The sequence below is a fragment of the Levilactobacillus tangyuanensis genome (assembly GCF_003946545.1).
GTDB classification, from domain to species: domain Bacteria; phylum Bacillota; class Bacilli; order Lactobacillales; family Lactobacillaceae; genus Levilactobacillus; species Levilactobacillus tangyuanensis.
On sequence record NZ_RHOA01000001.1, the window covers coordinates 192815 to 206203 of the forward strand.

General features: G+C 51.6%; 11 protein-coding genes. 6 read left to right on the top strand and 5 right to left on the bottom strand.

Translation table 11 applies throughout. The annotated features are described in order from the left end of the window. Positions 1-19: 19 nt before the first annotated feature. Positions 20-1525: a DUF5776 domain-containing protein gene (locus EKM96_RS00865; protein ID WP_125638420.1), complete on the bottom strand. Its 1506-nt coding sequence runs from the start codon at positions 1523-1525 to the stop codon at positions 20-22. Between the two features lie 141 nt (positions 1526-1666). Beyond that, positions 1667-2299 carry a signal peptidase I gene (lepB, locus tag EKM96_RS00870; protein WP_125638422.1) on the bottom strand — a complete coding sequence of 211 codons (633 nt, stop codon included), beginning with the start codon at positions 2297-2299 and terminating at the stop codon, positions 1667-1669. A 1132-nt stretch (positions 2300-3431) separates the two neighbouring features. Here lepB and EKM96_RS00880 point away from each other — a divergent pair. Continuing rightward, positions 3432-3953 (top strand): MarR family winged helix-turn-helix transcriptional regulator, encoded by a 522-nt coding sequence (locus EKM96_RS00880; protein WP_125638424.1) that lies wholly within the window; start codon positions 3432-3434, stop codon positions 3951-3953. A 117-nt stretch (positions 3954-4070) separates the two neighbouring features. On the opposite strand, the gene EKM96_RS00885 is transcribed toward EKM96_RS00880, so the two are convergent. Both EKM96_RS00885 and EKM96_RS00890 read right to left on the bottom strand, forming a co-directional pair. Continuing rightward, positions 4071-5387: an MFS transporter gene (locus EKM96_RS00885; protein ID WP_125638426.1), complete on the bottom strand. Its 1317-nt coding sequence runs from the start codon at positions 5385-5387 to the stop codon at positions 4071-4073. Between the two features lie 32 nt (positions 5388-5419). Further along, entirely contained in the window at positions 5420-5941 is a 522-nt protein-coding gene (locus EKM96_RS00890) for a DUF1440 domain-containing protein (protein ID WP_125638428.1), read from the bottom strand. Positions 5942-6160: 219 nt separating this feature from the next. Here EKM96_RS00890 and EKM96_RS00895 point away from each other — a divergent pair, with 219 nt between their 5' ends. From EKM96_RS00895 to EKM96_RS00910, 4 genes are all read left to right on the top strand, one after another. Continuing rightward, the gene (locus tag EKM96_RS00895; protein ID WP_125638430.1) at positions 6161-8431 is read left to right on the top strand and encodes an ATP-binding cassette domain-containing protein; all 2271 of its coding nucleotides are present in this window, start codon (positions 6161-6163) and stop codon (positions 8429-8431) included. A 165-nt stretch (positions 8432-8596) separates the two neighbouring features. Continuing rightward, positions 8597-10129 carry a hypothetical protein gene (locus EKM96_RS00900; RefSeq protein WP_125638432.1) on the top strand — a complete coding sequence of 511 codons (1533 nt, stop codon included), beginning with the start codon at positions 8597-8599 and terminating at the stop codon, positions 10127-10129. A gap of 99 nt (positions 10130-10228) precedes the next feature. Next, complete coding sequence (locus EKM96_RS00905; RefSeq protein WP_164510947.1) at positions 10229-11089, top strand: DUF805 domain-containing protein; 861 nt, start codon at positions 10229-10231, stop codon at positions 11087-11089. Positions 11090-11260: 171 nt separating this feature from the next. Further along, on the top strand, positions 11261-11653 hold the full coding sequence (locus tag EKM96_RS00910) for a tautomerase family protein (protein WP_125638436.1): 393 nt from the start codon (positions 11261-11263) through the stop codon (positions 11651-11653). A gap of 267 nt (positions 11654-11920) precedes the next feature. Here the strand turns inward: EKM96_RS00910 and EKM96_RS00915 are convergent, their stop codons facing one another. Further along, on the bottom strand, positions 11921-13099 hold the full coding sequence (locus EKM96_RS00915) for an MFS transporter (RefSeq protein ID WP_125638438.1): 1179 nt from the start codon (positions 13097-13099) through the stop codon (positions 11921-11923). 122 nt (positions 13100-13221) lie between these two features. On the opposite strand from EKM96_RS00915, the gene EKM96_RS10740 reads away from it, so the two are divergent. After that, the gene (locus EKM96_RS10740; protein WP_263853524.1) at positions 13222-13344 is read left to right on the top strand and encodes a hypothetical protein; all 123 of its coding nucleotides are present in this window, start codon (positions 13222-13224) and stop codon (positions 13342-13344) included. Positions 13345-13389 lie beyond the last annotated feature (45 nt).

Below are 13389 nucleotides of genomic sequence, written 5' to 3' on the forward strand. Positions count from 1 at the left end.
CTTCTTTCCGTATCCATGGTTATTTAATGACCTTGAGGTCCCGTGCGTTGGCTAGTATATAGCCGCCGCTGACGCGATAAAGTTTTTGACCGGGTTTAGCGGAACGGTCGCCATTGGTGTCGTCCCAGCCCTTGACGGTGATGATGCGGTTCTTAGCGTAGTGGGTACGAATCTGCTTGAGATCGGTGTTCCGGTAAACGGCCACTTTCGCCTTGGTCTTCACGCGGGTGACCAATCGTGGTCGGTTCGGTGAGACCCATTGCTTATTGCCGGTGATGTAGGTGCCATCGGCGAGTTGGTAACGGGTCATTTGACCTTGCCGGACACGCTTAATGACGGTGATCGCCGATCCCTGTTTGTAGTGCCCCAACTTATCAGTAAAGGTCGTGGCTTGATGGGCGGTTACGCCACGGGGGTTAGTCACGTAGAGGGTTTGATAGTGGGCACCTTGCCAATAGAGTTTGGCCACGTAGTCAGGGTTGGCGGTGATGTAGCTGCCATCACTGAGCTGGTAGCGGGCCAAGCCGGCCTTGTTTTTAACGGTTTTAATCACTGTAAAGATCGGCGCATAGGTCTTGGACTTTTGAGCATAGCCTTGTAGTCGTTCGGATTTATTGAAATCGGGGTTCTGGTAACGGTACAGGCCGCGCTTGCCGTAAACCTTAAAGGGATCCGGCGTCGCAACGTCGGGTTCACCGGGCTCCGCTGTGTTGTGACTTGATGGGATTTTGGTGTAAGTAATCGTGATATCTTGGTCACCTTTGACATCTAACTTGGCTTGATTGTCAAAGGTGAAGTTATCAGTACTGGCCTTATACCCGTCAATCTCGGGGATCAGGTAATGGTTAGTATCGGTGTAGGTGTCACCGCTCACGCCGGTAACGATTCGTGGATTTTCTGGGATCTTATCTGCCGGTACGGCGGAACCGTCGGCCATTTTATAGGTAATCTTAGCTCTGGTATCGTTGGCTTTTTCCGGGTAATACCAGTTGTATAAGTAAAAAACTTGGCCGGATACGGGATCTGTTCGTCTGTTATCATAGGTGTCCACGGCCCGTTTGTTTAAATAGTTCTCGAAGTTTTCATTGTCGAAGGATTGTTTTAAAGGCAGATCGTCTGACTTTAACATCGTGGTGTAAGCGGCCCAGTCGTTTGCCGTGAATGGCAGGCCGACGTATTCGGTTGCCTGATCGATCGTCCATAGGTTGTTATTTAAATTTGACAGGCTAATTGAAAATTTGATGAATGAGAATGGCTGGCCTTCAAGAACATTATCACTCGTGGCTTTTTCAGTCATCGCGAGAATCTCGTGATTGGTGGTCGTTTCTGTCACTGGGTAATAAAAAGACTGGTCAATGATAGCTACCGGATCCTCATGGAATTTTATCGTAATATTGATGCCAGCATCATTGTTGATATCATCGTCCGAAGCCGGGGTAACGCAGTGACGACTAATAGTATCGCCAATGAATCCACCTAAACAAAGTGCCATAGAAACTAACAGAATGCGTTTGAAAACTTTCATGTGATTAGCTCCCTTCGGAAGTGAACCTGTCTGGCTGTGTATAGGCATAGTATACCCTAAATCGCCCAAAATGTGAGCGTTTTCACAAAATAGCATGACAAAAAAGGATCGGGACTATTCGGCCGATCCTGGCGATAAATTCTATGATGCAGCGCCTTGCCAGCTAAAGGAAGCTTGTACCTGGCCCTTCTGATTGGCGAGACTGTTAATGTTTTCACGATGGGTTGCGGTTCCCTGCCAGAAGGGTACTTTTACAACACCCATGACCTTATTGGCATTGACGTAGCCCCAGGCCCGCCCATCTTCTGAGACGCTGCGGTGGTCACCGAGCACGAAGTAATGGTTAGCGGGAACCACGCTGGTTGTCGTGGACCAGTGGTGCCGCTGGGCGAGACTGGCTAGTGTCCAGTTACCCGTTCCGCCGGCGCGTTCGGACTGATCGATGAATGACTGATTAAGCTTGTGGCCGTTGACGTAGAGATTACCATTGCGACTGGCGATCTGATCGCCGGGTAGGCCAATGACCCGCTTGACGTAGTTGGTTCCCGGTTGGGCATTGGGATCTTCGCCGTAGGCATCGAAGACAATGACGCTGAGTCGCTTTATCTTGAGCGGCTTAACCACGACCATTCGCTCCTGATCAGCCAGGTTGGGTTCCATTGATCCCCCAGAGACTTTGACAATTTCAAAGAGATACGTTCGGACCAGCAAGACCAGGACCAAAGCGATCAAGATGGGAACGACCCATCCTAAAAAGTTCCGTGCAATTCTCATAACAACACATTCTCCCCCATGATGAGTTATTCTACTTTTTAGTCTAGCATAAGTAGGTCGGTCAGGGATGAAAGAAGCCAGCGTTTATTTATAATCTTTGAAAATTGACCCGTAATGTTAGGTCCGGGAGAATGTTGTGGTCAACCTTTAAAAAAGAATAATCACGGATTTAATCGTCTATTTGACGGTAAAAAGCCTGATATGGCGGGAACGACGACCATCGGTGGTCGTTGGTATGGTGAACTCCCACAGGTTGGCCGGGTTGGGTGGATCAGTGGTTAGACCAAAGCTGGCCAGATCGTCAAATGGCAGTCGCCATCTCAGTTGGCCAGAAATGATCCATCCAGAATAATTATTGGATCGGTCGTTTGGGGGATAACAGATTTTACCCAATCAATTAAGCATTCTGTGTAACTTTCTGATTGTTACCAGTTTAGCAAAAGTGTGGTCAATCTTTTAACCAAAATGGGTTTATACTTTAATTAGACTAGGACTAACTTAAAAGGTTTGTGGCTAATGATTGATTAGTGACAAACATCGTAGATTCACAAAAGAGAGCGTTTTCTTCAAATTGTAAAGAAATTACCAACAATTTAGCAAAAAAGGGTTTATTTTTTGCTGGAGAGAGGCGATACTATAGAGAGTCAAGATGACGACCGGTCATACAGATGCCACCAAGATTGAAATTGGTGCAGTTTAACCTGGGTAATTTGCGTGAGGGGAATTTCACGGAATTGACCAGCAGCTAGACCGAGAACAACGGAATTCGTCGACACTAAATCGACAGTCCCTGTACAACTAACATTGTTGAATGTCAGAGTTGTCAGTTGGTTATTTTGATACGCAGTTTGGAGTAGACGCCTGATTTGCTGACGGGCTCGTTGCATAGTGAACATCACATCCTAAACGAAAGATTATTTCTATTATAGAACATATGTTCTATAATAGAAATAGGTTTTTCATATCATGGGATTAGGTGGTTTGCAGATAAACTATCTGTATCGTTACGTACTTTGCAATATCGTTGGTGACTTGGGTCAGATTATCTAATTAAATTTCATCCCGGAGTAGCCACAATTTGGGCCGGCATGGAGCGGTTTTTGTGCTGGACAGAAGGAGTAATGGACATATAATGACAGAGACAAATGACACGGTAACTGAAGCAGAATTAAAACAACAGTTTGACGATCTATACATGCACATCTTCAAGTACATTGGAGATTTCGTTTCCATCCCTACGCAAAAGTATAATTTAACTTTTGAGGCGTTTATGGTCATGGATAATGTCGCTCACAGCAAAAATGGCCAGACTTTAGTTGAACTCGCTAAGTTAGAGGGTGTCTCTAAGAGTGCCATTGCTCGGCAAGTGAACGTCTTGCTGAAGGAAAACTACGTGATGCAAAAGGTTGATCCGAAGGACCGGCGGGTGAAGTACATTACCTTAACTGCTGCCGGTAGTCGGGTTCAACGGAACTTGTCTCAGGCAACCGACGAACGTTTTCACCGTTGGTTAACCTTCTTCGGCGGTAAAGAAGAGGGCGAACGGTTCATTAAGGTCTTGAACCAAGCCAACGAACGGGCCATCGAAGCCGGGTTCGTTGGGTTTGACAGCTTGCACGACAAGCGGCGGAACTCTAACCGGAGTAGCCACTAGGCCGCAACAAATCATGATGAATTAACTTAGATCAGGCGCTGCCATTGACGGTGGGCCTGATTTTTATGTAAAAAGCCGGATCGACCACGAATGAAGGTCGATCCGGCTTTTTCTGTTCTACTGCGCGATGGCCGCTTGTAATTGACGGTCGTTATAGAGTAAGAGCACCAGGAACATAATCACGTAGAGAATTAGCGGTAACCAGGCGTAATTAAGGGTAATCATGTGTTGCGTGGCCAGGTTTTGCGGATGGTTAGCGGCGTAGCCAGACAGATGGAAAAGGCCGGCGGTGATGAGGCCACCCAGTCCGAGGCCGACGTTGACGCCAAAGTCATCGGTCGAGGCGAGGATACCCTCCGCCTGAATGCCCATGGCCACGCCGTAGCGGATGGTGTCGGCAATCATGATGGAGACCAGGCCAATGATTAGACCATTGCCGACGGAATTGATCAGAATTCCAGTGAATAGGGTGGGCAGGTGGTTAAGCATCACACCGAGGCTTAGGATGACCTGGCCACCGGCAGCAATCGCGATGCCACCGAGCATGGTGCGTTTCTTACCCCAGTGGCTGGCGGCGTGCACGATTAGCAACACGCCAATGAGGGCCGCAAAGGTAAAGCTATTGGCCCAGGGAACCAGGGTCTCGCTGTGTTGAATGTATTTGAAATAGTAGATCGTGGTTTGGTTCTTAATCGCCGTTGTCAGCCAATACAACAGGATGACCACCGAAATGACCAGCCAGGGTTGATTCCGTTTCAGCATGGTCCCAACGGCTCGCCAAGACTGATGGGCCTGTTCCGGATTGGTGAAGCGTTCGTGAACGTGGAAGAAGGTATTCCAGATGAGCATTAGAGAAATCAGGCCGAACACGGCAATCGTGAGCAGAAAACCCTGGCGCTGATTGCCACGGCCTAAGAGCGCCACTAACGGTAAGGTGAAAATGGCCACGATGATTTGGACCGAGCTGCCACAGAACTGGCGAATAACGCCGAGCAGGGTCAGTTCGTCCTCATTCTGTGTCAGGGTTGGCAGGATTGAGGTGATCGGCAGGTTGACGGCCGTGTAGAAGAAGCCTAGTCCGAGGTAGGTGACGTAGGCCCAGACGATCTTGCCCGAAGCGGTAAAGGGCGGGGTGACAAAGGTCAGAACGGCAAAGATGACATAGGGTAGCGCGTACCACAGGAAGAATGGCCGACTCTTCCCCCAGCGGGAATGGGTCCGATCGATCATGAGCCCAATGATCAGACTCTCCACGACGTCGGCGAGTCGGGCCACGATGAAGAGGATCGCGGCGCTACTTGCGGAGAGCCCATAAACATCCGTGTAGAAGAATAACAGGTAGGTGGTCATCATTTGAAAGACCAGATTGTCGGCCGCATCGCTGAGTCCATAGCTCAAGCGTTCCGGCCATTTGGTTTGCCAGGGTTGATTCAAGGCGCCGCCTCCTTCGAGTAGCGACAAGGAGCTTACTTATTCTTTTCGTCGACTAACCGACGATAGACTTCGGCGCCAACCAGGTCATTGGTGACCATCCAGGCAATGTGACCCAGGGCCTCGGAAAAATGTTCCTCCTTGGGCTGGTCCTTGGCACTGGGAACGGTCCCCATGGCCGGCATGATCCCCAAGTGAAAGGCGACCCAGATCGCTAGGCCAAACCAGGTCCCAGCGTCCTTCTTAACGGCGGGAATTTTTTCGCCGATAATTTGATACAGGACGGCAAAGGTCGTCGAGAAGCCAAAATGAATCACGTAGCTGACCCATGGTAATGAATGGCCAGAGTAGTGATAGGTTGCGTGGGTGACTTCGGCGGGAATGCCCAATTGTTCGAGTAGGGTTTGGGGGGGATTGGTGGCATCCCGTTCCTCGGTCCGGGGTGGCAAGACATTTTCCCAGCCAAGCTTGACGAGGCCGGAGACGATCCCGGCGGCACTACCGGCGATGACGGCGGCGGGAAAATTGAAAGGACGATGCGAGTTAAATAAGGACATGAGTGGTTCCTCCTTCAGTTAATAATCACATTTAAAGTATAAGCGTCTGGTGGCAGGATCGGGCGATTTTCGCTTGTGGTTTTTCATACAGCTACTGGTGGATGAGCCCCTGCGGATAGGGATGTTGTCGGGCCTGAATACCCGCCGCTGTTCCATTAAAAAAGAATATGTTATGGTGGGAAGGTAGTGGATTAACCGTATCATGAGAGGGGTAACGGGATGCAAAAGACGTTTGAAAAAGGCTATATTGAGATTAATGATGCCACCCAAAACAACTTGAAGCATGTGAGCCTGCGGGTGCCGAAGTATGAAACGACCGTCTTCGTGGGGCTGTCTGGTTCCGGGAAGTCCTCATTGGTTTTCGATACGATTGCGGCGGCCTCCCGGCGTGAACTCAACGAAACTTTTCCAAGCTTTACGCAGCAGTACCTGCCGAAGTTCGGCCAGCCTCACGTTAAGGACATCGAGCATCTGCCGGTGGCCATCGTGATTGAACAGCAACGGCTGGGGAAGAATGCCCGGTCAACGCTGGCCACCTACACCGGGATTTATTCGCTCATGCGATTACTGTTTTCACGAATTGGCAAACCCTTTATTGGCTATTCCGACACGTTCTCATTTAACCTGCCACAGGGGATGTGTCCCACATGCCAAGGCCTAGGTTACATCGATTATATCGATGAGCACAAATTAATTGATCCGGAAAAGTCTCTTAACGAAGGTGCCATTACCTTCGTGAGCTTCGGACCGGACACTTGGCGTTGGCGGCGTTATGCCACCAGTGGCCTGTTTGATGACGATAAGCCGATTAAGGACTATACGGCCGAAGAATACGACCTCTTGATGCATGCCCCCCAACAGCAACTGAAACATCCCGGCGAGGGTTTTCCCCGAACGGCACTATATGAAGGGGTGGTTCCTCGGATTCGCCGATCGGTTATCGGCAAGAAGGAAGCGGAACATCACCGCGAGGCCATTGCCGAGATCGTCACCCGTAAGGCTTGTCCGACCTGTCACGGCACGCGTTTGCGGCCCGAGGTCTTAACCAATCACCTCAATGGTTATAATATTGCCGAGGTCACGGCCATGGACCTGCGGCACGTCCTGAGTTTTCTGAAGACGATCACCGAACCCCTGGCCACCGACGTGGTTCGGGAACTGACGACGAAGATTCAATCGTTGGTCGACATCGGTTTGGGCTACCTGACGTTGGATCGGGGGACGAGTTCCCTGTCCGGTGGGGAGGCCCAACGGATTAAGATTGCGAAGTATCTGACGAGTTCCTTGGTCGATATGGTCTATATCCTGGATGAACCCAGTGTGGGTCTGCATCCGCACGATATTCAGTTGATCAAGCAAGCGTTGACTCGTTTGAAGGATAAAGGAAATACCATTTTAGTGGTTGAACATAATCCAGCCATGATTGACTTCGCCGATTACGTGGTGGAAATGGGCCCTCAGGCCGGCCAAGGCGGCGGCACTGTGACCTTTACGGGGACCTATCTGGACCTCTTAGCATCGGATACATTGACCGGCAAATGGTTGCGGCGCCCGCATCAATGGGGCCAAGAACGCCAGCCAAACGGGCAATTACACCTGACCCACGTGACCCAAAACAACCTGCAGGATGTGAGTGTTGACGTGCCGTTGGGCGTGATGACCGTTGTCTCCGGGGTGGCCGGTTCCGGGAAGTCGTCGCTTGTCACCGCGTTGAAACGGCAGTTAAAGACGGCCTATATTGACCTGGCTCAGGCGCCAGTTGGCATTAATATTCGGTCGACGCCGGCCACCTATCTGGGCATCTTGGATGAGATCCGCAAGCTATTCAGCCAGGCCAACGATCGGGTTGGCACGAGCTGGTTTAGCTACAACGGTAAGGGTGCCTGTCCCCGTTGTAAGGGCAAGGGCGTGACGATTACCAATATGGCCTTCATGGACCCGGTTGTCCAGACGTGTGAGCTGTGTCACGGTCAACGGTATAGCGATCAGGCCCTACAATACAGTTATCATGATAAAAACATCGCCGAAGTTCTCCAACTTTCGGTCGCAGCCGCGAGGGACTTCTTTGCCGATTCCCCCAAGTTGGCGGCGCAACTGGGTAACCTGGATCGGGTTGGCTTGGGGTATTTAACCTTGGCCCAACCCCTGACCACGCTCTCTGGTGGCGAACTTCAACGGCTAAAGCTAGCGGTTGAACTGGGTAAACAGGGCACGGTTTATCTGCTAGACGAACCGACCGCTGGCCTCCACTTGCAGGACACGGCCCGGCTCTTGAAGCTATTCAATGAGCTGGTGGCCGCCGGCAATTCACTGATTATCATTGAACACAATCTAGCGGTGATTGGCGCGGCGGACTGGTTGATTGACGTGGGTCCCGATGCCGGTCGGTATGGTGGCCGGATTCAATACAGTGGCACGCCGCGGCAAGCCGTCGACGTGGCTACGTCGCGAACCGGGGTCGCCTTGAAGCGGTGGATTGAGCAAAAATAACCCATCTTGTCGCTCGATGGTGATGGAGAATATAGTTGAGGTCCCATTCAATTTTGAATGGGACCTCTTTTCAATAGCAGCTATTTTGATCAAACACGTGTTCTGAATTTTGGCAAATTATGGTATGCTAAAGGAACGATTTTTCAACGAGAAAGGATGACCATGATGGCAACGACCATTCTGACACCGGCAGAGAACCGGTTCCTTCAACTTAGTCAGCCAGCGATTCAGGTGCCGGCGTTAACCCGAGTGTTGCCAACGCTTCGGGACCATCCGACCATCAAAGATTCCAGTGACTTTTTGACCCGTTCGACGCGGCAGATCTTGTTGGATCAACGAGTCAATTGGCTTATTCAAGGGAGCCTGGCCTGGAAATTATTGGCCCGGTTACCCTACGCCATTAATGACAGCGATCAACGGCAGGACTGGCACCACTGTGCGTTGTGCCACAAGCCGGTTCGCTATGAGTATCATGTCGTCTTGAAGGCCACGGATCGTGAGGTTTTAGTCGGGTCCGAGTGTGTTAAAAAGTTTATGAGCGACGAGCTTCAATATTTGATGACCATTACCACGGAGGATAATTTTCATGCGGTCACCCAGTACGATGCGTTAACCGCCAAGCATCCGGAGGTTCCAGAGATTTTATGGGATCGTGAAGCGCTGCCCAATCTACCTGAGGCATTGCGACCGCAACGACGTCAGGTTCGCCAGGGCACCCATTCGACGGTCACGGGTTATTTGCGGCATCGGCAAGCCAGCCTGCCCGAACGACAGTTGGCCCCCTATTTGCACGATTATCAGGGGCTACAGGCGGCCGACCAACAAGCAACGGCCGATCTCGTGGCGCAACGCCGAGTGGTCCAGCAACGGGCTCAGGACCTGGCCGAGCGTGAGGCCCAGGCGGCGTGGGATGCTGCTAATGCCGCACAGACGACCGCCGAACAGCAACTCCGTCAATCTACTGTTTATCGCGACTACCTCCGGTCGGTGGCGGCCCTCATTGCGGATCGCACAGGCCTAACCACCTTCAAGCAACAGTTAACCAAGGTGACCCAACCCCGACAATTGAAGCGGTTGGTCAATTCCTATCAATTAGGCGTGATGGCCACGGAATTTTTACGCACCGGTCAGATCAAGGCCGAACGGTTACAGATCGTCCCCCGGTATTTTGTGGCGGACTTGAATCGGGTGACCCGGCGATTAGCGGCTCAGCGGTTACGTGATTGGCAGGACGATCTCTTTAATGCGGCCGTGGGGTTCGATCTCGATCTGGCTGAGCGACAACAGACGCTGGCGACCCTCCGTCAGAGTTGGGAAGGTCAACAGGTCCCGGCAACGGTGTACCAAGACCTACTGACATTGCGCGACCGGCTGACCGCGGGCAAGGCGGTGCCGCAGTCGTGGCCGACCGCACTGCGAACCGCGTTTACGCATCGATTGGCGGTGCAACCAACGAGTGGCTGGGTCCCAGCCAAGAAGAATCACGTGACGCCAATCCAACTACAGCAACTGGTGCGGCAATCGGTCGACTTTACCCAGTTAACGCGGGCCTATCATCGTTTGTATACCCTGTCGGCCAAGGATGAGGCGGTGATCTTATCTGCATTGGAACAGGCCCAGCTCCAACTGGCAGACCAACAGGCCGGTCGGGCCCAGGCCACACGAAGCCTGGTTGACCGGATTCTTTCAAAGGATTAATGACTTTGGTGCGTAAAATTTATCAACCACAACTGTTCAACCTTCGCGAGGTTTGGTAGACTAATTGAGTAGAGTTAACGCGTGAAAGAAGGGGTCACCGTGCCAAACGAATCAGGCTTCAAATTCTGTTTTAACTGTGGGAAGAAGATTCCCGCGGAGGCTAAGTTCTGTCCCAATTGTGGAATGGATCAAACTCGGCCCGAATCAGCCCCAGCGACTAGTGCTGCCCCAGGTGAACAACGGCCTGGTGTCGCTTCGGATCAGGCCGAACCGGCCGAGCCAAGCCATGAGACCGACCAACCACAACCGGATACAATGGCCAAGCCGGACAAGGGTCGCGAACCGGTCGAGTCGTTTGTTGACCAGGGAGCAGATGACGAGCACGAGTCAACAAACGATGGTCCAGCGTTCGAACGGCCAGACTTTCAGCCGGTGATTCCGGCTAAGCCGACCCAGAACGCCAACCTGATTAGTTCCCTGGAGTTGGGATTCAAGGACGCCTTCACCGTTGCTAAACGAACCTCACGGGCAGACTTCTGGTGGCTGTACCTGGTCACCATCATTGTGGACAGCCTGGTGCAAAGCCTATTCATTTGGGACTTCCGGAAGAATCCGTTCACTATTCTTCCCATCAAGGCGGTTTGTTTTGTTATAGCTTCCCTGCTAACCGTCATGATGATTTCTGCCGGGATGCGCCGGTTGCATGATATTAATAAGTCCGGGAGCAACATTTGGTGGCTGCTCTTGCCGGTTATCGGCAGCCTGTTGCTGATCTTCTTCTGGGCGCAGCCAAGTGTTCCGGCCGGCCAGCGGTTCGATGACCCCAAGGTAACTGGTCGTCATTGGCTGACTACCTGGTGGCCATGGCTAATTTTAGTGCTCATGAGCGTGGGGTCGTATAGCTGTTACATCACAGCCCTGCAAAGCATCCCAGCGATCCTAACATTTTCAAATTATTAAGACTGGAAAGTTCCAGTCTTTTTTGTTTTCTTGATTTCTATCAATTTTGGCAACAGCCCAAGTGTGTATAATCAGACTTGCTGTTAGGATAAGCCGTCCTGGCGTGCTGGGGTAAAGGCTTGTGCTAAAATGTTGAGGAATTGAAGTCAAATCACGAAGGAGTTTTTAAGGATGCCATTGATGCGAATTGATATGTTCAGGGGTCGGAGTAAGGCCGAAATCAAGACGATTTTGGATATTGCTTACCAAGTTGCCACGGAGGAGCTCCACTTGTTGCCGCGGGATCGTTACCAGATTGTGACGCAACACGATCCGGAAGAAATGATTATTGAAGACGTTGGCCTGGGTTTTGACCGGACAGACCAGGTCATGGTTTTTAGCCTGACATCCAGTCCGCGCGATGAAGGCGATAAGCAACGTTTCTACGCGCGCCTGGTGAAGGAATTGGCGGCCGGTGCTGGCGTGGCGCCGAGTGATGTCATGGTTAACATCACGAGTAATACCAAGGCCGACTGGAGTTTCGGCAACGGTGAGGCCCAGTTTATGAATGGAAAACTAAATTAGATCACTTACTACCGAAGGGTCTGGGACAAAAGTCTCAGACCCTTCATGCGCTCCGAACGTATATTGCGGAAACGTGCGACAAAAGGCAGTCAACTCCGCTTAACCCCGATAGACAAAAAATCCAAAACCGGGATTATTCGTCTATCGACGTTAATGCTCATTGACTAACCGCCTTCTGTCCCACTCTCTTTTTAATTGGCCGACCATAACGAGTCGCCAGCCAACATCCCGATAAATAAAAAATTCCGACCAATTGGCCGGAATTATTTATGAAGCGTTATTTTTAGCTAAGTTGCGCCGATTTGGCAGGTAAACCATGATAATCACAGGCAGCGTGAGCATCATGACGGGGTAGAACCAGGCCCATGGTAAGGCGGTCGAAATGACCCCACCGAGCATTGGCCCCAACGCCATGCTGAGGTCGATCCCAATGTAGAAGGTACTGTTGGCCAGCCCGTGGTCGGCTTCGGGTACCAGCATCAGGGACTTGGCCTGGCAGATGGAGAACATCATGCCGTAACCCGCGGCGAGACCGAAGGCGGCCATGATCAGCATGAACCAGTTGCTCAGCTGAGTCAGGCCAATTAGGCCCAGGAGGTTAAAGCCTAGGCAAAGCCAGATGAACCGCTTAAATGGTACGTGGTCGAAGGCATCACGCAGTGTTAGCCGCAGGACCAGCAGGGTTATCGCGTAAATCGGGAAGAAGACCCCGGCCGGCACGCCGAAATGCCGATGCGCAATGTAGGTCACGATGTAGGCTTGCGTCGCAAAGTATGGTAACGAGAATAACAGGATGATGACCGCTACCGGGACGACCTTTGGCTGCACCAAACGGAAGCCGGGTTGCTTGTTCTTGCTCTTAGACGCCTTATAGTCGGGATGCGGAATGCCCTTGTCACCAACGAATTGAATCGTGACCAGCAATAAGAGGCTGAAGATGGCCGCCAACCAGAAGACACTTTGATAATTGAAATTTTGGTAGAGGAACACACTGACGGCGGGGCCCACGGCCATGCCTAGGGCGTTCGCCAAACCGTAAATACCCATCCCGGAACCGATTCGGTCGGGTGGGAGCAGACTGGCCATCCAGGTGGCCATGCAAACGGAACAGAGAGTGTAACCCACCCCGTTGACGATCCGGCACAGCAGAATCAGGGTGACGTTGTCGGTCATCCCATAGCCTAGGCTGGCGAGTAGGATCAGGACCCCACCGACGATAGTCAGATGGTACTTGGAGATGCGGTCGGTCAGGTTACCGGCCAGGGGCCGAAGAACCAACGAGGTTAAGTTCATGGCACCGGCAACGATTCCGGCAAAGATGCTAGTGGCACCGATGTCCGAGGCGAAGCCGGCGATGATGGGGTTGATCAGCATGGAACTCATTAAGAAGAAAAAGCTAGCGGCAAGCACTAGGATGACGTCCTTGGTATATAAACGCGTTTTCACGCAAACTCAGTTCCTTTCTAAATTGCTACGCGTTCGCGACAACTGGGTTAAGCGTTGTTGCTCGCGAGGAGTAAAGTCGGTCAGTAATTTTTGGCGGGTTTGCCAAATGGGTTGGTATCTAAGTGGATTCGTTTGCCACGGATGATCGGCGGATACGCGCCGTGTGGCGGCGCGTTCGCTGGTCAGGTTTAGATGGCGAACGTCTTGGTGACGGTGTTGGCGAGGCTTCCGCCGAGAATGAATAGTTGGCGGACCACCGTTTCGTCACGGATCATGAAATAACTTCATCT